Annotated in this window: 17 protein-coding genes; 10 read left to right on the forward strand and 7 right to left on the reverse strand. The window is 70.7% G+C overall.

The window, feature by feature from the left end; all coding sequences use genetic code 11:
- Positions 1-77 precede the first annotated feature (77 nt).
- Entirely contained in the window at positions 78-548 is a 471-nt protein-coding gene (locus B073_RS0118060; protein ID WP_018539486.1) for a MarR family winged helix-turn-helix transcriptional regulator, read from the reverse strand.
- Positions 549-768: 220 nt separating this feature from the next.
- On the opposite strand from B073_RS0118060, the gene B073_RS0118065 reads away from it, so the two are divergent.
- The 4 genes from B073_RS0118065 (at position 769) to pcaB (ending at position 4,540) form a co-directional block, all read left to right on the forward strand.
- A complete protein-coding gene (locus tag B073_RS0118065) occupies positions 769-1,566 on the forward strand; it encodes a CoA transferase subunit A (RefSeq protein WP_018539487.1) in 798 nt (265 codons plus the stop codon).
- Positions 1,550-2,218, forward strand: a complete 669-nt coding sequence (locus B073_RS0118070; protein ID WP_018539488.1) for a CoA transferase subunit B — start codon at positions 1,550-1,552, stop codon at positions 2,216-2,218. Before B073_RS0118065 ends, B073_RS0118070 begins: the two co-directional genes overlap by 17 nt.
- On the forward strand, positions 2,215-2,988 hold the full coding sequence (pcaH, locus tag B073_RS0118075) for a protocatechuate 3,4-dioxygenase subunit beta (RefSeq protein WP_018539489.1): 774 nt from the start codon (positions 2,215-2,217) through the stop codon (positions 2,986-2,988). The genes B073_RS0118070 and pcaH overlap by 4 nt, the downstream gene beginning before the upstream one ends.
- 184 nt (positions 2,989-3,172) lie before the next feature.
- Complete coding sequence (pcaB, locus tag B073_RS0118085; RefSeq protein WP_018539491.1) at positions 3,173-4,540, forward strand: 3-carboxy-cis,cis-muconate cycloisomerase; 1,368 nt, start codon at positions 3,173-3,175, stop codon at positions 4,538-4,540.
- 624 nt (positions 4,541-5,164) lie between these two features.
- On the opposite strand, the gene B073_RS0118095 is transcribed toward pcaB, so the two are convergent.
- Positions 5,165-5,428 carry a hypothetical protein gene (locus B073_RS0118095; RefSeq protein WP_018539493.1) on the reverse strand — a complete coding sequence of 88 codons (264 nt, stop codon included), beginning with the start codon at positions 5,426-5,428 and terminating at the stop codon, positions 5,165-5,167.
- A gap of 574 nt (positions 5,429-6,002) precedes the next feature.
- Between B073_RS0118095 and B073_RS0118100 the strand changes: the two genes are divergently transcribed.
- The 3 genes from B073_RS0118100 to B073_RS0118110 are packed head-to-tail and all read left to right on the forward strand — an operon-like array spanning position 6,003 to position 9,936.
- Positions 6,003-8,033: a LodA/GoxA family CTQ-dependent oxidase gene (locus B073_RS0118100; RefSeq protein WP_018539494.1), complete on the forward strand. Its 2,031-nt coding sequence runs from the start codon at positions 6,003-6,005 to the stop codon at positions 8,031-8,033.
- An 11-nt stretch (positions 8,034-8,044) separates the two neighbouring features.
- Positions 8,045-9,205, forward strand: coding sequence for an FAD-dependent monooxygenase (locus B073_RS0118105; protein WP_018539495.1), 1,161 nt, complete (start codon positions 8,045-8,047; stop codon positions 9,203-9,205).
- A complete protein-coding gene (locus B073_RS0118110) occupies positions 9,202-9,936 on the forward strand; it encodes a hypothetical protein (protein ID WP_018539496.1) in 735 nt (244 codons plus the stop codon). The genes B073_RS0118105 and B073_RS0118110 overlap by 4 nt, the downstream gene beginning before the upstream one ends.
- Positions 9,937-10,019: 83 nt before the next feature.
- On the opposite strand, the gene B073_RS0118115 is transcribed toward B073_RS0118110, so the two are convergent.
- The 3 genes from B073_RS0118115 to B073_RS40295 all read right to left on the reverse strand — a co-directional run bounded on the left by B073_RS0118115 (position 10,020) and on the right by B073_RS40295 (position 12,598).
- Positions 10,020-10,844 (reverse strand): lipase family protein, encoded by an 825-nt coding sequence (locus tag B073_RS0118115; RefSeq protein ID WP_018539497.1) that lies wholly within the window; start codon positions 10,842-10,844, stop codon positions 10,020-10,022.
- Positions 10,845-11,023: 179 nt separating this feature from the next.
- Positions 11,024-11,806 carry an SDR family oxidoreductase gene (locus B073_RS0118120; protein WP_018539498.1) on the reverse strand — a complete coding sequence of 261 codons (783 nt, stop codon included), beginning with the start codon at positions 11,804-11,806 and terminating at the stop codon, positions 11,024-11,026.
- A 129-nt stretch (positions 11,807-11,935) separates the two neighbouring features.
- Entirely contained in the window at positions 11,936-12,598 is a 663-nt protein-coding gene (locus B073_RS40295) for a TetR/AcrR family transcriptional regulator (RefSeq protein ID WP_037812014.1), read from the reverse strand.
- 117 nt (positions 12,599-12,715) lie between these two features.
- Here B073_RS40295 and B073_RS0118130 point away from each other — a divergent pair, with 117 nt between their 5' ends.
- Complete coding sequence (locus B073_RS0118130; protein WP_018539500.1) at positions 12,716-13,936, forward strand: cytochrome P450; 1,221 nt, start codon at positions 12,716-12,718, stop codon at positions 13,934-13,936.
- Positions 13,937-13,967: 31 nt separating this feature from the next.
- The gene (locus B073_RS0118135; RefSeq protein WP_026247498.1) at positions 13,968-14,168 is read left to right on the forward strand and encodes a ferredoxin; all 201 of its coding nucleotides are present in this window, start codon (positions 13,968-13,970) and stop codon (positions 14,166-14,168) included.
- Positions 14,169-14,317: 149 nt separating this feature from the next.
- Here B073_RS0118135 and B073_RS0118140 read toward each other — a convergent pair whose 3' ends face one another.
- Both B073_RS0118140 and B073_RS0118145 read right to left on the reverse strand, forming a co-directional pair.
- On the reverse strand, positions 14,318-14,911 hold the full coding sequence (locus tag B073_RS0118140; RefSeq protein WP_234025116.1) for an HAD family acid phosphatase: 594 nt from the start codon (positions 14,909-14,911) through the stop codon (positions 14,318-14,320).
- Positions 14,912-15,194: 283 nt separating this feature from the next.
- Complete coding sequence (locus B073_RS0118145; protein ID WP_018539503.1) at positions 15,195-16,412, reverse strand: Gfo/Idh/MocA family protein; 1,218 nt, start codon at positions 16,410-16,412, stop codon at positions 15,195-15,197.
- A 271-nt stretch (positions 16,413-16,683) separates the two neighbouring features.
- Here B073_RS0118145 and B073_RS40300 point away from each other — a divergent pair, with 271 nt between their 5' ends.
- Complete coding sequence (locus B073_RS40300) at positions 16,684-18,804, forward strand: DUF2264 domain-containing protein (RefSeq protein WP_018539504.1); 2,121 nt, start codon at positions 16,684-16,686, stop codon at positions 18,802-18,804.
- Positions 18,805-18,976: the final 172 nt, after the last annotated feature.

Genomic DNA, 18,976 nt, shown 5'->3' on the forward strand with positions numbered 1-18,976 from the left:
ACCCGCCCCGTCCCCACCGGTCACCCGGTCGGGACGGGGCGGGTCCGGTTGTGTGCCGGCCGGTTCTCGCGGATGGCTCAGGGCGCCGGACTCGTCGCCGGCTTCGCGGCGGGGTTGCGCAGCCCCTCGGCCGCGTCGGCAACCCGCTGCAGCAACTCCAGGAACGTGGAGCGCTCCTGGGCGTCCAGCGGAGCCAGGAAGATCTGGTTCATCCGGGCGGTCCGTCCGGCGAGCCGGCGGTGCAGCCTGGTGCCCTCGTCGGTGAGGCGGAGCACGGAGCGCCGGCCGTCCCGGGAGTCGCGGACCTTGTCGACCAGGCCGCGCGCGGCCAGGCGGCGGACCACCTCGGCGATGGTGGAGCGGTCGAGGCCGACCCGCTCGCCGACCGTCCGCTGGTCGAGGCCGTCCTCACCGACCAGGGTGTTGAGCACGGCGAACTGCGGGGAGGTGACGTCCTCCGACACGACCGTGGTCCACAGCAGCGTGTGTGCCTGTTGCAGCCGCCGGGCCAGGTGGCCGGGGTGGGTGCTGAGGTCGAGCGCGGGCACGGTGGGGTCCTGTTCCTCTCGCCGATGCTCTCTGCACTGAGGGCCTTGCCCTCGATTGCTCATCATGTCACGCTTCGGAACTGCCAGCCGATAGTCAGTGCACTGATTATTTCACAGAGTCGGTGCTGCTGGCTGTCGTCCTGCTGACTGTTGCTCCGGGCGCAGCGCTGACACTGTGGCGGCGCTCGGGGGCGGGCACTCGGGACCGGGGAGGAGTGGGATGGACAAGGTGGTGGCCTCGGCTGCCGAGGCGGTGGCCGATGTGGGGGAGGGGGCGTCGCTGGCCGTCGGCGGTTTCGGGCTCAGCGGCGTGCCGGAGGTACTCCTTCAGGCCCTGTACGAGACGGGGGTCGGTGGCCTCGGCGTCGTCTCCAACAACTGCGGTGCCATGGAACGGGGCCTGGCCGTGCTGCTCGCCGCGGACCGGATCGCCCGCGTCACCGGTTCGTACATCGGAGCCAACAAGGAGTTCGCGCGCCGCTACCTGGCCGGCGAGCTGGAGGTCGAGCTGATCCCGCAGGGGACGCTCGCCGAGCGGCTGCGCGCCGGGGGCGCGGGTATCCCCGCCTTCTACACCCCGGCGGGCGTGGGCACCCAGGTCGCCGACGGCGGGCTGCCCTGGCGGTACGACGGCGCCGGCGGAGTCGCAGTGGCCTCGCCGGCCAAGGAGGTGCGGGAGTTCGACGGGCACCGCTACGTGCTGGAGCGGGGGATCCGCACCGACTTCGGCCTTGTCCGGGCGGCCAAGGGCGACCGGCACGGCAACCTGGTCTTCGCCAAGTCCGCCCGGAACTTCAACCCCCTTGCGGCGATGGCCGGACGCGTCACCCTCGCCGAGGTGGAGCAGCTGGTCGAGCCCGGCGAGATCGATCCGGACCAGGTCCATCTGCCGGGCATCTTCGTCCAGCGCGTCGTGGCGCTCACCCCGGAACAGGCCGCAGACAAACACATCGAACGGCGCACCGTCGCCGTAGCGGAGACCCGGGAACGGAGGCCCGCTGATGCCGTGGACCCGTGAGGAGATGGCCGCGCGGGCGGCCGGCGAGCTGAGGGACGGCCAGTACGTCAACCTCGGCATCGGGCTGCCGACCCTCATTCCCCACCACCTTCCCGAGGGCGTGGAGGCGATCCTGGAGTCGGAGAACGGAATCCTGGGGACCGGGCCGTATCCCACCGAGGACGAGATCGACCCGGATCTCATCAACGCCGGCAAGGAGACCGTCACCGTCCTGCCCGGCGCCGCCTACTTCGACTCCGCCCTGTCCTTCGGGATGATCCGCGGCGGCCACATCGATGTCGCGGTGCTCGGCGCCATGCAGGTGTCCCAGCGCGGTGACCTCGCCAACTGGGCCGTCCCCGGCACGTTGATCACCGGGATCGGGGGTGCCATGGACCTGGTGCACGGCGCCCGCACCGTCCTCGTCGCCATGACCCACACCGCCAAGGACGGCTCGGCCAAGCTCGTCGAGGAGTGCACGCTCCCGCTGACCGGACGGGCCTGCGTGGACCGCGTCATCACCGATCTCGGCGTGTTCGACCTCGCCCTCGCGCAGGGCGGCTTCGTCCTCGTCGAGCGGGCGCCCGGTGTCACGGTCGAGGAGATCGTCGCGAAGACGGGCGCGCCGGTACGGGTGCCGTGTCACGGAAGCAAGGGAGTTCAGCACGCATGACGGCCACCCAAGGCGAGATCGACCGCGAGATCGCGCGGGAGCGGGAGGCGTACGGGCAGGCCGTCGCCGAGGGCGCCCCGCGCACCGCGCATCCGGCCCGGAACTACCCGCCGTACCGCTCCAGCACGCTGCGCCATCCCCGGCACCCCCTGGTCCAGGTGGCACTGCGGCAGGACCGCGAGGCCGTCGAACTTGCCTCGCCCGCCTTCGGCCGCACCGATGTCACCGAACTCGACCACGACTTGACCCGCCGGCACCCCGGCGAACCGCTCGGCCAGCGCATCACCGTCAGCGGCCGGCTGCTCGACCGCTCCGGCCGGCCCGTGCGGGGCCAGCTGGTCGAGATCTGGCAGGCCAACGCCGCCGGGCGCTACGCCCACCGGCAAGACCAGCACCCCGCGCCGCTCGACCCGAACTTCACCGGCGTCGGCCGGACGTTGACCGGCGACGACGGCGGCTACACCTTCACCACCATCAAACCCGGCGCCTATCCCTGGCGGAACCACACCGGAGCCTGGCGGCCCGCCCATATCCACTTCTCGCTCTTCGGCACCGCGTTCACCCAGCGGCTGATCACGCAGATGTACTTCCCCGGCGACCCCCTCTTCCGCCACGATCCCATCCTGCAGTCCGTCACCGACGACGCCGCGCGGCAACGGCTGGTCGCCCGCTACGACCACGGCCGGTCGGTGCCGGAGTGGTCCCTGGGCTACCACTGGGACATCGTCCTCGACGGTCCCACCGCCACCTGGATCGAGAAGGGGCGCTGATGAGAGCGGAGTGCGACGGAGCCCGGTGCCTGCTGTGCGGTGGTGTGCCGGCCGGTGATCCGCTGCCGGCCGCGTTGCCACCCGAACGGCGCGCGACGCTGGTGGCCACCGGGGAACCGCGGGGCACCCTTCGCTTCGACATCCGGCTGCACGGTGCGGCGGAGACGGTGTGCGTGGAGTGTGTATGAGCGACGACCGAGACGCCGGCCTGCTCGACCCGGTGCGTGTGGGCTCGGCGGCCGAGGAGGCCACCGGCGACACCGCGTTCCTCCAGGCGATGCTGGACGCGGAGGCCGCCCTCACCAGGGCGCAGGCCGCCGTCGGCCTGGCGCCGGAGGAGGCGGGCCACGCGGTCACCGAGGCCGCCCGCGCCGACCGCTTCGACGTACGCGATCTCGCACTGCGGGCCCGGGCCGGCGGCAATCCGGTCATCCCGCTGGTCGCCGCGCTGACCGCGGCGGTGCCCGACGCCCAGGCGCCGTATGTGCACCGCGGCGCCACCAGTCAGGACCTACTCGACACGGCGTCGATGCTGGTCGCCCACCGGGCGACACGGCCGGTCCTGGCCGACCTGGAGCGCACGGCCGGCGCCCTGGCCCGTCTCGCCGCCGCGCACCGCGACACCCCCATGCCGGGCCGCACCCTCACCCAGCACGCCGTCCCCACGACCTTCGGACTCAAGGCCGCGGGGTGGCGCAGTCTGGTGCTGGATGCCCGGGACCGTCTGGGTGCCGTACGCCGCAGCCTGCCGACCCAACTCGGTGGCGCCGCTGGCACGTTGGCGGCGTTCCAGGCGTACGCGGAGGCGGCGGTGGAGGCGGCGGACGAGGGCCCGGTGCCGGCCGAATCGACGCTTCCCCTGGCCGGTGCCTACGCCCGCGAAGTCGGGCTTGCCGAGCCCGCGCTGCCCTGGCATGCCCTGCGCACCCCGGTTGCCGATCTGGCCGGAGCCCTGGCGTTCACCGCCGGGGCGCTGGGCAAGCTCGCCGCCGATGTCCTGGTGCTCTCCCGCACGGAGATCGGCGAGTTGAGCGAGGGCGCCGGCGGCGGTTCGTCGGCCATGCCGCACAAGGCGAACCCGGTCCGGGCCACGCTGCTGGCCGCCGCCGCGCGCCGGGCGCCCGCGTTGGCCGCCGTGCTGTACGGCTGCGTCGCTGCGGAGGACGAGCGCCCCGCCGGTGCCTGGCATGCGGAGTGGGAGACCCTGCGGGATCTGCTCCGACTGGTCGGTGGAGCGGCCCGGGACGCCGGGGAACTCGCCACCGGCCTGCGGGTGCACCCGGAGCGGATGCGGGCCAACCTCGATCTGACCGGGGGAATGGTGGTCTCGGAGCGGCTGACGGCCGTCCTGGCCGCCCGGCTGGGCCGGGCCCGCGCCCGCGACCTGCTGAGCGAGGCCGCCCACACCGTCCGCACGAGCGGCGGCAGTCTCGCCCAGGCACTCTCTTCCGAGCCCGCCCTGAGGGGCGTTGACCTGGTCTCCCTCACCGACCCGGCGCACTACACCGGCGCGGCGGCGGCGCTCACCGACCGCGCCCTCGCCCGGCGGTGAGCCCGCGAAGCCGGTCGGTGTCTCGGGACCGGCCGCGGCCGGCGACCGCCGCAGCCGCGTCGTGGTCCTCACCGACGGGCGTTCCTGCGCGACACCGACCGGATGAGCCGCCACGTCACCGGCCAACTGCTCCAACCCCTGGCGGAGGGCGAACGCACCACCCTGCACGCGCTGCTGCTGCGCATCTCGACCCCGCCCCTCCCACCACTCCGAACGAGGGGGACCCTGCCCCTACGACCTGGCACGCACCGTCAACAGCAGGTCTGCAGCGGTAAACTGACGATCCGTCATTCAATGTGGCCACAGGCGGAGCAGACGAACTGGCTCTCCTGTGTCGGGTTCCCGTCCCGGTCCGTCTCGACCGTCCGGTACATGGTGCCGCCGCACTTGCTGCAGCCTCGGGTCTGAATGAGCTGGCCCATGGGCAGATCCTCCCTCGGGGAGCGCATGCGGCACCTGCCGCGCAGCGCCATCGCGTAGTCGAGCAGGACGAACGCCTCCTGGCGACACCGCTCGCGAAGGGTGATGTCGTCCGGGGTCTCACCGGTCGCCGCAACGCGACCGCATCGATAACACCAGTGTCGATTACTCTGCGGGTCGGGCTGAAGCATCGGCAAGCGACAGTCAGGACAGTCCACAGTCGGCCTCCTTGACGAATCCGCACCGCGCACAGACGGCGATCGGATGCCCGTCCCGATCGCGCTGGCCCCACATGGTGTTCCGGCACAGTGGGCAGCCGCTGGTGTGGATGCCGCGCGGCCCGAGCGGCGGCGGCTCGGGCGTGGACTCCACATACGCGATGATCAGCGCCCGGTCCCGCTCGCTGTTCCCTGCCATGCGCAGCAGATTCGCCAGCCGTGACCGGGCTTCGTCGGCGAAGGTCCCCATGGCGCGGAGGGTATCCGGCTCGCGCCCCCGAAACGACGACCTGACCCGGAGTGCACTCGATCAGTTGAGCTGGTCCGCGCCGCGGGCCGGAGCGGCTCCGCCACGGCACAAGCGCGCCCGGTTTCACGTCAGTTGCTTGACATACGATCGGACTCGGTGTCGACCGACCGCCGACCCGGGAGTGAAGAGACCCGGCGTGAGCTGCGACAACTGCGGTTCTCCGTGGCCTGGTTGACGGTGCATGCCGTCCACCCCGACGGGGACGCCTACGCGGACGGTCCCGTCGACGCGGTCGCCGGTCTACCCGGTCTCCGGCCGGCGGCTCGCCACGGTGACGAACACCGCCTGACCGCGCCGCAATCGTCCGCCTCACCCGCAGCACCCGACCGGAGGGGCGAGACCACCCGTCCGGCCCCGCGTCGCCGCGCCGGGAAGCCGTCCTCTCCGGCGCGGCGGCGCAACGGAGTGAACGGTGTACCCGTTAGGACGCGGCCGGATCGCCGGGGCATCCGAAGGTAACGACTATTACGTAACTGAGGGGGCTATAGACACCACTCCACTATGAGGTCCCGTAATGGATCAGCAGATCGCCCAGGTAAAGATCCACCCCGCCATCGGCATAGCCCGGGTCGGCAACAGCGACCAGACGGCCTTCATCGGGCCGGAGTCGCCGGACCAGCCGCCGCTGCCACCCGGCTCGTACAAGGACAGCTCAGGCAGGATCATCAAGCAGGCCGCGCGTTTCCGGCTGTACGGCTACAACAAGGCCGGCGAGGTCGTCCGGGAACTGAAGATGGGCCAGGACGACGTCACCGAGATCCGGTGGTCGGTGCACCTGGCCAACAAGAAGGCCGCCTGGTACCAGTTCCACTTCCCGCTCGACATCCCGGAGGCCAAGGACCCGACGAAGCTGAAGCCGGAGATGCGGCGTCGGCGGAACGCCGGCGTGAAGGGCGAGGAGCGCAAGAAGCTCGTCATCGACTCCGGCCGGCAGGCCATCGAGGTGCCTCAGGAGAAGCCCTTCACCCTCGCCGGGGAGATCATGGGGAAGCCGATCAAGCTCGGCCAGGCGTTCGCCGAGTCCGGCGGTCGGCTGGTCGTGACCGGCGGAGACGGTGCATCGGCCTCCTGGGACGAGAAGAACAACCCCATCTCCGGTGTCGCCAACAACGACACCTGGTACGACAACGTCTCGGACGGCCCGATCACCGCCGAGGTGACCATCGGAGGCGTGACCAAGACCGCCAGTCCGGCCTGGGTAGTCGTCGGCCCGCCCCACTACGCCCCCGGCGTGAAGACCATCCGCACCCTCTACGACCTGCTCTTCGACGTGTTCGTCACCGAGCAGACCCTGGAACTGAAGGACCCGCCCTCCTACCCGGAGGACGTCGAACCACTGCTGGCCCGCTTCTGTGAACTGCAGTGGGTCAACCACGGCTTCGCCACCCAGTTCGGCTGGAAGGGCCCGTACCACTTCCTCGACCGGGCCATGCGCAAGCGCCTCAACGACACCAGTGAGACCAGCCGGGACCTGCGCCGCCAGATCTACCACCAGATGCGCGACTACGACCGGGACGGCATGTCGCCGGTGCCCTGGCCATGGCTGTACGGCGACGCCATGACGGCCAAGAAGCCCGATTCCGTGCGGCAGCACCTCGCCCTCTCGCCCACCCAGGACCGGATCCTGGCCCGGTGGGCCGACGGCGACTTCGTCCCCGGGGCGGCCCGCACCGGCCACCCCGACGTGGACAAGGCCCCCGTCGCCCAACAGCCCGGCCTGCTGGACCGCGCCGCACTCGACAACTGCGCCGCCGACGCCTTCCACCCCGGCAGCGAGGTCACCTGGCCGGTCCGCCACAAGACCATGTTCTCGGAGCCGTTCCGCATCCTGCACCGCGCCGAGGGCACCCAGGAGCCGGACTACGGCGACGAGTTCACCGTCGACGAGATGCTGGGCAAGAACGGCCCGCTCTACGCGCAGGGCCCCGGCGACCTCACCCGTTGGATGGCCGCACCCTGGCAGTGCGACACCGCCAGCTGCCGCTTCGGCTACCAGGTGGTGAGCCAGCTCGGCCCGCGCTACAGCCCCTACCTGCCCACCTTCTGGCCCGCCCAGATGCCCAACCACGTCCTGAAGAAGGCCGACTTCGACACCGTCAACACCAAGCCGGGCGGCGGCGACGACACCGCCAGGGAGAAGGCGTTCGAGAACCGGGCGGTCTGGCTGCGCGGCCTGAAGAAGGTGTCCTACAACAAGCAGCGCCGCCAGATGATCGACGACTGGTTCAAGTTCGGCATCGTCGAGCCCCACGAATACACCGTCGGCGACGACAAGTTCCCCAAGTACATGCAGGTCGAGTCCGAGCCGGGCTACGGCCCGGTCCCCGACCACGCCAACCTCATCAACATCCATGTGCCCGAGGCCGGTGTGCCCCAGCTGGCCGCGGCCGCCGGCACCTGGCGCGGCGCCCTCTCCGCCGAGGACGTCGAGTCCGCCCTGGTCCAACAGGCGGTCGAGGAGGCCAAGGAGTTGACCGGTTACGACGAGACGGCGATCGCCGCCGGCTACCTGGAGAAGCTCGACCCGTTCCACGAGAACCAGTGAGCCGAGAGCCAGTGAGCCGAGAACCGCTGAGCCCCGCGCCCACCTATGACGTGGTGGTCGCGGGCGGCGGGCCGGCTGGCTGCGCCGCCGCGCTCACCCTCGTCCGGGCGGGGCACCGGGTGCTGCTGGCCGACGCCGGCACCGGCCCGCCCAAGGTCGGCGAGGCGCTGGTCTCCGTGGGGCGGCTGATCCTGGCCGACCTCGGCGTCGAGCGCCCGGTGCTGGGCAGTGGCCATCTGCCCTGCCACGGCAACCAGTCGGCCTGGGGCTCGTCCGCACTGCACGAGGTGGACTTCCTCCGCGACCCCCACGGCCACGGATGGCATCTCGATCGCGCGCTGTTCGACCGACGGCTGCGGGCGGCCACCCGGGCCGCGGGCGCGGACGTCGCCGAACGCACCGCCGTACGGGGCCCCGTCCGGCAGCCCGATGACAGCTGGCGGGTCTCCCTGCGCGACCGCGGCACCCGGGGCGGCGAGCGCACGGTGCGCTGCCGGTGGCTGGTCGACGCCACCGGCCGGGGCGCCGCACTCGCCGTCCGCGCCGGCGCCCGCCGCCGGACCGGCGACCGGCTGACCGCCCTGCACGTTCTCCTCGACCCGGCGCGGGACGGCGCCACCGACGGCCGTTCACTGGTCGAGTCCGACCAGGACGGCTGGTGGTACACCGCCCTGCTGCCCTCCCGGCAGCGCCTGGTCGCCTACTTCACCGACCCCGACCTGCCCCTCGCCGCCGTCCGCGGCGCCGAGGGGTTCCGCGACCGGCTGCTGGCCACCCGGCACGTCTCCCGCCGGGCTCGTCCGCACGGGCTCGGCGCCCTCCGGCCGCCCCGCCGCGCCCCCGCGCACACCGCCCATCTGGACCGGGTGCACGGGGACGGCTGGACCGCCGCCGGAGACGCGGCCGCCGCCTTCGACCCGCTCAGCTCCCAGGGCATCCTGACCGCCCTCTACACCGGGCTGAGCGCGGGCGAGGCGGTCGACGGCCACCTGCGCGGCGATGGCACGGCACTGGCCGACTACGCGGCGAAGGTCGACACCGCACGTGCCGCCTACCTGGACGGCCACCGCGCCGTCCACGCCCAGGAGACCCGATGGGCCGACCACCCCTTCTGGGCCAGGCGGCATCCCACCCCCAACCCCACGAAAGCGAAAGGCAGTCACGCCCTATGAACACCCCTTACGCATCGCCCAAGCACGGCGGCCACGAGCACATCCACCGCTTCCTGATCCTGGGCAAGGAGAAGCTGTTCTTCTACCACCTGTCCCTCTACAACCCGGACCTCGGCCACCACTACCAGGCGGTCTTCACCTTCGAGATCGAGGGCGACGACCTGAAGAAGATGTACCTGGAAGACCTGAAGAAGAACGAGGACAAGCGGGTCTTCTACGCCCTGCGCTGCCCGCACCACTTCGAGCTGCCGGAGCTCAAGAACGGCAAGGAATTCCGGGTCTACCTGGAGCGGGTGGTGGTCCAGAACGACGGCAGCCGCAAGTTCGAGCAGATGACCCCGACCGAGGCGCCGGTACCGGTGACGTGCCGGCCGCAGGACGTCCTGTACTTCCGGGACATGGCGGACCGGCCCCTGCCCTACCCCCAGCGCCTCACCTACCTGGCGTTCGGTGCGGGCAAGGAGGTCCACCTCGCCCACCAACTCGCCGAGCGCCCGAACTGGGACGAGGTCATCACCGTGACGACGAAGCAGTCCATCGATGACGCGACGCTGAAGCAGGTCCCGCCGGTCGTCATCGACTCGATCAACGACCCCCACGGCGTGATCAAGGAGAGCCTGCTGAAGAAGGACCAGCAGTACCAGGGCAAGATCAGCGCCGGCAACCAGACGGTGGACTTCATCGTCGGTCGCCAGGGCTGGTGGAACCACACCAGCCTCAACACCGCCTGACGGACGCCGCGACCGCCCCCCCCCGGTCGCCCTTCGGGCCGCGAACCCCTCGCGGCCCGAGCCGGCCGTCAATTGACCGACCGTCAGGAGAGGTTCTGCTCGATGGCGGCGATGTAGCGCTTGATCGAGTGGTCCCGGAGTCCGTCCGAGGCCGGCGCGAACGCGTCCGCGGTCAGCCCCTTGGCACGGTCCGCCATGCCGCCGAGCAGCCCCATGGACTCGTGCAGCCTGCCGCCCGAGTCGATGTACCGCAGCGCATCGACGTGCGTGAAGACCGGCTCGGGAGGCAGCTGCGCAACGATGTCGTTGTTGTTGACGAAGCGGTACATGCGGTTCTTGAAGCCCTTGTTGTACGCGGCTGCCAGGATGCGGTCGCAGGTGCGGGGCTGCCCGTAGGTGTAGACGCCGTCCGCCTGCAACCGCGGCTCCTCCAGGTACATCCGCGCGCCGGCGAGCATGGCCAGCGCACCGCCGAGACTGTGCCCGGTGAACCACACGGTCTGGTTGTCGGTGCGCAGCTCCGCCAGGGTTTCCTTGACATCCGGGAAGATCGACTGGAGGGCCTCGGCGAATCCGTAGTGGACGTAGCCCGTCTCGGCCGGGCCGGGCCACGGGGGAGTGCTGGCGTCGGACAGCCAGTCACGGATCTGCGCCGGCTCGGTGCCGCGGAAGGCAGTGATGATCATGTGGTCGCTGGCCGCGGTGTACGCCTGGGTGTCCTCCAGCGGGAACGGCGGCGTGAACCGTGTCTGATGGTGGCGCACCTGGTCGAAGCCCCAGTCGCGTGCCCGGGACTCGATGGTGGCCTCGTCCTTGTAGGCGAGATCCGATGCCTGGGCCAGCCAGTAGGCCAACGGCAGGCTGTAGCCGGCTCTCGCACGGTGGTCGATCGCGGTCGGTGCGGACACGTGGGGTCCTTTCGTTCCGAGTCGTACGCCGACCGTGCGGGCGGAGCGCCCCGGCGGCGCAGGGTCGGTCCCTTCGTAACGGCAGACACCCGGCCCGCGACCCGTCGCCGCGCCCGTAGTCCCTCGAACGGCGGGCCGCCGCCGTTCCCGTGGGAGCGCACCAGCTGGCTGATGGCCCGTCAGAGCCGGACCCCGCCGGTCGCGTCGAGCACCTTGCCGGTGATCCAGCGGGAGTCGTGCGAGGCGAGGAACGCGACGATGTCGGCGACGTCGTCCGGCCGGCCGACCCGGCCCAGCGCGGCGCGGGCGGCCGCATCCGCTTCCGCGGCCGGATTGCCGCGCAGCCAGTCGGCGTTGACGTCGGTGTCGATGACCCCCGGGGCGACCCCGTTCGCGGTGATCCCCCGGGCGCCCAGTTCCTGGGCCAGGTTGAGGGTGAAGTTGTCGAGGGCGGCCTTGGTCGCGCCGTAGGCCATGGCGACGGGCATGGCGAGGCGGCCCGCGGCACTGGAGACGTTGATGATCCGGCCGCCGTCGCGCAGCCGCGTGAGCCCTTCCCGGACGACGAAGAACGGCGCGCGGACGTTCACCGCGAAGACCTTGTCGAAGTCGTCCTCGGTCAGTGCGGAAAGCGCCACATGCATGCCGATACCGGCGTTGTTGACGATGATGTCGACCGCCGTGCCGGTGTCGGGCGACAGCTCCGTGATGCGAGCGTCGAAGGCCGACCACAGCGCCGCGGCATCGCCGCGGGCGCCGAGCGGGGCGTGCAGCGCGACCGCCCGGCCGCCGTCCTTGCGGATGCGTGCGACGGTCTCGTCCGCCGCCGCTTCGTCGCGGGCGTAGGTCAGGGCGACCGCGGCGCCATCGTGCCCGAGGCGTTCGGCGATGGCCCGGCCGATGCCTCGGCTGCCTCCGGTGACCAGGGCGATCTTCCCGTCGAGCGGACGGTTGGTGGTCATGGCATGCTCCCTGTCATCTCGTGTGGCCCCGCGAACGGACGTGGCGGGCGCCTGCTGATGCCGGGGACGCTAGGGCCTCACATCGATGTGAGAGTCAACTCGTGGGGCAGCCTGGGGCGGTGTGGTTCCCTAGGTGAGTGAGTCCGAAGTCCCGTCGTCCGCGCGTTTCGGGGCCGGATGCAGGATCAGGGGGAGGTAGATGTCGTCGACGATGTCGGTGATGACGTCGTCCGCGACGGGTGTGCCGAAGAGCAGGAACTGGTTGCGCAGGAGGTCGGTGGCGACCGTGGCGCGCCGGGAGTCCAGGATCCAGGGCTGGATCTCGCCGCGTTCGACCGCGCGTTCCAGGATGGTCCGCAGGGCCGCCGGGCCGACGGTGTGGACGCTTTCCCGGACCAGTTTGGCGAAGTCGGGGTCGCGGGTCATCTCGGCCAGCAGGCCGCGCAGGATGCCGCCGAGCGGGCTGGCCACCTTGGCGGCGAGGTGCCGCATCAGGTCGATCACGTCCGAGCGCAGGGCGCCGGTGTCGGGCGCCTCGACGGCGGTCAGGCCGGTCGACCGGCAGGCGTCCATGACCAGTTCGGCACGGCTGGACCAGCGTCTGTAGAGGGCGGCCTTGCCAGTGCGGGCCCGACTGGCCACCCGTTCCATCGTCAGCTGGGCGTAGCCGGTCTCGCTGAGCTCCTCCAGGGTCGCCCTCAGGATGGCTTTCTCCAGCTCCGCGCCGCGGCGGCGGGGGCCTTTGCGGTGGTCGGCGGCGGGTGCGGCGGTGGGATCGGCGTGGGGTGACAGCGTGACTCCCGAAGATGTCTCGTAGAGACCGTTGTGTTCTCTATGGGCCCAGTCTATTCTCCAAATTAGAGAACACCGCGTTCTTTAACCATGAGCTTTTCGATTCGGAGTGGACCGATGGCCGATATCGCCACCACGCCCCAGGCAACCCAAGCGCCCGCCTTCCCGAGCGACCGGACCTGTCCGTACCAGTTACCGCCGGGCTATGCCCAGCTCCGGGACGCTCCCGGCCCGCTGCACCGGGTGACCCTCTACGACGGTCGCCAGGCATGGGTGGTCACCAAGCACGAGGCCGCGCGCAAGCTGCTCGCCGACCCGCGCCTGTCCTCCGACCGCGCCGACGCCAACTTCCCTGCCACCTCACCGCGCTTCGAGATCGCCCGGGAGAGCCGCCCGGCGTTCATCGGCATGGACCCGCCCGAGCACGGCGTCGCGCGACGGATGACGATCAGCGAGTTCACCGTCAAGCGGATCAAGGGCATGCGCCCCGAGGTCGAGGAGATCGTGCACGGCTTCCTCGACGAGATGCTCGCCGCCGGCTCGCCCGCCGATCTGGTCAGCCGGTTCGCGCTGCCGGTGCCGTCCATGGTGATCTGCCGGCTGCTCGGCGTGCCCTACGCCGACCACGATTTCTTCCAGGACGCGAGCAGGCGCCTGGTGCAGTCCACGGACGTGGCGAGTGCCGCCGCGGCACGCGACGACCTCCGGCACTACATGGACGGCCTCATCACCGCCTTCCAGGCCGAGCCCGGCTCGGGCCTCGTGGGCAGCCTGGTCGCCGAGCAGCTCGCCAACGGCGAGATCGACCGAGAGGAACTGATCTCCACGGCGCTGCTGTTGCTCGTAGCCGGCCACGAGACCACCGCCTCGATGACCTCGCTCAGCGCGATCACCTTGCTGGCACACCCCGAGCAGTACGCGGCCCTGCGCGACGATCGCAGCCTTGTTCCCGGTGCGGTGGAGGAACTGCTCCGCTACCTGGCCATCGCGGACATCGCGGGTGGCCGCGTCGCCACCGCCGACATCGAGATCGAGGGCCAACTCATCCGGGCCGGCGAGGGCGTGCTCGTCATCAACTCCATAGCCAACCGGGACGGCACGGTGTACGAGGACCCGGACGCCTTCGACGTCCGCCGCTCCGCTCGCCACCACCTGTCCTTCGGCTTCGGCGTGCACCAGTGCCTGGGGCAGAACCTCGCGCGCCTGGAGCTGGAGGTCATCCTCAACGCGCTGATGGACCGCGTGCCGACACTTCGACTCGCCACGCCCGTGGACCAGTTGAAGCTGCGACCGGGCACCACGATCCAGGGCGTGAACGAGCTTCTGGTCGCCTGGTGACGCGGGGAGAGGAAGGGGGAGTGCGATGACCATGCGAGTGAGTGCCGACCGGACGGTCTGCGTGGGCGCCGGACTGTGCGCGCTGACCGCCCCCGGCGTCTTCGACCAGGACGACGACGGGATCGTCACGGTGCTGGAGTCCGCCCCGGCCGGCGACGACGGTACGGCGGCACGCGAGGCCGGTCTGCTCTGCCCGTCCCGGGCGGTGCGCATCGTCGAGGCGGATGCGTAGCGATCGATACGGTTGCCTGGAATTCAACATGAGTGTGGGCCCACCGTGCTTGGTGGGCCCACACTCACAAGTCATGACGCGTGCTGCGAAGTCGGGGACAGCGGAATCCGGGAGTCCGAGGTCCAGGAGAGGGTCCGGGAGTCCGGCAATCAGCTCAACTGCCCGTCGTAGTCGGGCAGCTTGAAGCCCTTTTCGTAATGTCCGCCCTCAAGGTCGGTGCTGCGATTCCCGACGTTGGCGACGAGGGTGTAGCCCTGCGACTCGTACTTCTTCCGGCAGCCGAGCTTGACCTGCGCTTTTCCTGGGCTGTCGCCGTGCGGCTTGAGGCAGAGGCCGTCGACGGTGTAGCCGGCCGCGGTGAGTTCCCGGGTCGTGGCGTCCTGCTCGTTGGGGTCGCGGTAGGACGCGAACAGCACCGCCGCGCCGTGTTCGTGCGCATACTCCGTGGCTTTGAGGATCGCCTCGATCGGCTTCCCCCGGTCGTAGTGCGTGGCCAGGGAGGTGTTGTCGATGTCCAGGACGATCGCCGGCTTCTCGTTGCTCTTTCCCCCGGCCAGACGGTGCGTCAGGTAGTCCTGGAGGGAGGCGGCGACCGGAGCGACGTCCTTGAGCCATTCGCTCTTGCTCGGCAGTGATTCCGGGCGAACGGCCGCCTGCGCGGGGAGCGGCAGTGCCACCAACGCGCCCAGCACGGGCCCCAGTACCAGCGCGGCTCTGCTGCCCATGACTTTTCCCATGCCCATGATTCCCTCGCTCCTTTTGTGTGTTTCGCTCGATGGTCACGGGGCATTCCGAACCGGATTGCCGGGCATCAAGGCATGTGTGTCGGCCGAGAGGCACAGCAACCCGGATTCCGGAATCCCCGTGGTCGTCCAGGTCATTGCTACCCACATCAGCCGCCCTACGGTGTCCATGCCGCACCAATGGCCACAATGGGACGTGATTCACACCGAGCCGCACCCGCCGAAGGAATCCACCGATCTGCACACTACGAAGGCTTTGCCTCCGCGAAATACGGATTTCACCTCACATTCCCTGGCCATTGGTGGAGAAATGGTCGGCCAACTCCTGTGACAATGCGGGCACATTGACGGGTACGCCGTTGGCACGCAGCGATGCGGTGGCGGCACAGCCGGCCGCCACCGCCTGCCGGGCCGCCACCGGTGAGGTGAGCGTGTGCCCGCCGTCGCGTACGAAGCCCACGAATTCGGCCATCAGTCGCGGGTCGGCCCCGCCGTGCCCGCCGTCGTCCGAGGGCACCTCGACGACCAGATCGGCGTCCGCGCGATAGCCGCTGCGCCGGCCGTTCCACACCTTGACCACCGCCCCCTCGGTGTCACCGAAGTTCTCCAGCCGCCCGTGGGTGCCGATGACGGTGTAGTTGCGCCAGTAGTCGGGCGTGTAGTGGCACTGCTCGTACGTGGCGAACACCCCGTTGTCCAGGCGCATGGTCATCATCGACAGGTCCTCGACGTCGACCACGTCGTTCAGGCCGGTCAGGGAGGTGGGTGGCCAGTTGTTCTCGGGATCGAACCACTCGGCCAGCGTCCGCTCGCCCTGCCCGCCCCGCGCGGTGATGTCGCCGTAGACGGTCAGCCCGCCCATCGCCTGGGCCCGCACGGTGTAGCCGCCGGCCAGCCAGTGGATCACATCCAGGTCATGCGCCCCCTTCTGCAGCAGCAGACCGGTGGTCCGACGCCGGTCCGCGTGCCAGTCCTTGAAGTAGAAGTCCCCGCCGTGGCCGACGAAATGACGGCACCAGACGGCCTTGACCTCGCCGATGGTGCCCTTGCGGACCAGGTCGCGCATGGTCCGGATGACCGGCATGTGCCGCATGTTGTGGCCGACGTAGAGCCGGGTGCCGGTGCGTCGCGCCGTCTCCAGTACGCGGTCGCATCCGGCGGTGGTGATCGCCAGGGGCTTGTCGACGAACACCGCGACGCCGGCCGTCAGGAAGTCGACGGCCAGCTGCTCGTGGGTGTCGTCCGGCGTCGTCAGGATCACCCCGTCCAGCCCCGCATCGAGCAACGGGCGGTGGTCGGCGTACCGCTCGGCCCCCGGGTACAGTTCCCGGCTTCCTTCCCGGCGAGCCGCGACCGGGTCGCACACCGCCACCACCCGCGCCCGCAGACGCTCCTCGGCCACATGCCCGCCGAGCGTCCCACGCATCCCGAGCCCCACCACGGCGAGCCGCAGCTCCTCCGAAGTCGGTGACGTCTCTTGATCCTCGGACGCCTCAGACACGTCCAACTCCTCCTGATTTCCCCTCACTTGACGGTCGTTCGGTTCCTGCTCCGTACTGCTGGACAACCTCATCAGCCTTTCCTTCGAAGGACGTCGACGGGTCGGCCGGCGTGCGAGGCAGCTGGCCCGGGGCTCCCGCGTCCCGTCCGTTTCGGGTGCTTGTGGCCTTCGCCGGCAGGCGGCCATGCTGACGCGGGGCACACCCGACACCTGCCGCACGGCGACCCGACGACCACCACACCACCGCAGAGCACCGGACTCAAGGAGCCCCATGCCGCGTACGAGCGGGACCGGACCGTCACTGCCACCTGAGGACCGCACGCTCTCGCCCTTCACGGGATACGGTCGCGCGCACTGGCTGGCCCTCGCCGACCGGTTGCTGACGGACGCGCACCGGTTCGCCTCGCCGTCCGGCGCACGCCTCGTGCTGCCCGGCAGGCCGTCGTCCTCCGGCACCGATTCCGACCAACTCGAAGGCTTCGCCCGTACGTTCCTCCTGCTGGCCTTCCGCACCGCGGGCTGCGCAGGACAGGCGCCTGCCGGCCTGCTCCAGCGCTACGCGGCGGGCATCGGCGCCGGCACCGACCCCGGACATTCCGAGGCGTGGCCGGCACTCGGCCAGGAGTGCCGGCAGACCCTCGTCGAGGCGTGCTCCCTGGCCCTGGGGCTGCACCTGACGCGGCCGTGGTTGTGGGATCAGCTGCCGGACGGGGTGCAGGAGCGGGTCGTCACGTGGTTGCAGGGTGCCTGGGGGCTGCGGATACCCGACAACAACTGGCACATGTTCCGGGTGATCGTCGGCGAGTTCCTGGCGAGTGTCGGAGCCGCCCACGACCGCGCCGCGATGGACGACGACCTGGCACGTATCGAGCAGTTCTACGTCGGCGACGGCTGGTACCGCGATGGCGGCGACGCCCGCACCGCCGACAACTTCGACCACTACAACGGCTGGGCCCTGCACACCTACCCCCTCCTGTGGTCCTCGATGGCCGGCGAGCGTGCCACGGATCGAATGGATCGAACGACCCTCAAGGCGCGACTGCGGCGCTTCCTCACCGACTACGCGCTGTTCTTCGGCGCGGACGGCGCCCCCGTGCACCAGGGCCGCTCGCTGATCTACCGGTTCGCGGCGGCCACCGCCCCGTGGCTGGGCGCACTGGTCGACGCGACCCCGCTCGGACCGGGCCAGACCCGGCGACTGGCCAGTGGTGCCCTGCGGCACTTCACCGACCGCGGTTTCCGTGACCGGAACGGCATCCCCACCCTCGGCTGGTACGGGCCGTACCCACCACTGGTGCAGGGTTACTCCGGCCCGGCGTCCCCGTACTGGCTCGCCAAGGCATTCCTCGGCCTGCTGCTGCCGGCCGACCACCCGTGCTGGACGGAGCCGGAGGAGCCGCTGCCCGTCGAACGGGGCGACCGGATCCGGGCCCTGCCCGTCCCCGGCTTCCTGATCTCGGCGACCCGCGCGGACGGCGTGGTGCGGCTCCTCAACCACGGCAGCGACAACTACGCGACGGCCGACGACGGTGGCGACCAGGCGCGGGGCCGCCGGGCGGCAGGCCGTTACACGGCGATCCGGACAACCGGGGATCCGCTCTACTCGCGGTTCGCCTACTCCACGGCGACCGGCCCGTGCCACCTGGCCGACGCATCCCCTCGTCTCCTGGCCGACAACCACGTGGCGCTCCACCACCCCGAGCTGGGCCTGTCCCGCCGCACGCGCATCCACCGCCTGCACTTCCACGACCACTGTGCCGCGTCCTGGCACCAACCTGCCTGGCATCGACCAGCGCGGCAGCATCTCGCTCGCCAAGAAGTTCGAGCGGACCGGCATGACTGGACAGACACCGAGGCCCGGATCGAGACCGCGAGCGTGGTCTGGGGCGCGTTCGAACTGCGCGCCCATCTCGTCGATGCGCCCCCGTACCTGCCGCTGCACGACAGCGGGTGGCAGCTCGCGGGGGACCGGCCCCCGCGCGTCCGGTTCGTCGACCACCGGGCCGAAGCCGCCGCCGACAACGGCCTGACCAGCACATTCGTCTCCCTCGCCGGCCATACGCGGCTCGACGTGGCGACCGCGGAGGGCACCAGCGCCTTCGGCCGGTACACCGCCGTCCCGTATGCCGTCGGCCGGCGCGCGACGGCCCGGACTGTGCACGTCGCCCTGGTCGGTCTCACCGGCCGTGGCGCGGACCCCATGCCTCCGGTCGTACGATGCACCGTCGAGGGGACCACCGTCATCGCCGGTTTTCCCGGCGGTACTTGGGTGGTGGTGGCGCTCGGCGCGGAGCCGGCACGTTCGCCGACGGTGGGCGGGGTGCCGCTGACCGGGCCGGTGCGGTACGCCCGGGTTTCCCCGGATGAGGAACCGGTGATCGTTCGCGACTGAGGCCGGTGTCACCGCATGCACAAAGGTAATCAATTCATGGCCAGGCTTTTACAAACTGGTTGAAAGTATGTGCCACGCGGGTGAAGGTTCTGGACAAGTATGTTCTGGGATCGAAATGGACGCGCCCGGGTATCGGGTGCGTCTCGGAGTGCGGGCGGCGGATTGCGTGGCC

This window comes from Streptomyces sp. MspMP-M5, assembly GCF_000373585.1.
In the GTDB taxonomy this organism is placed as follows: domain Bacteria; phylum Actinomycetota; class Actinomycetes; order Streptomycetales; family Streptomycetaceae; genus Streptomyces.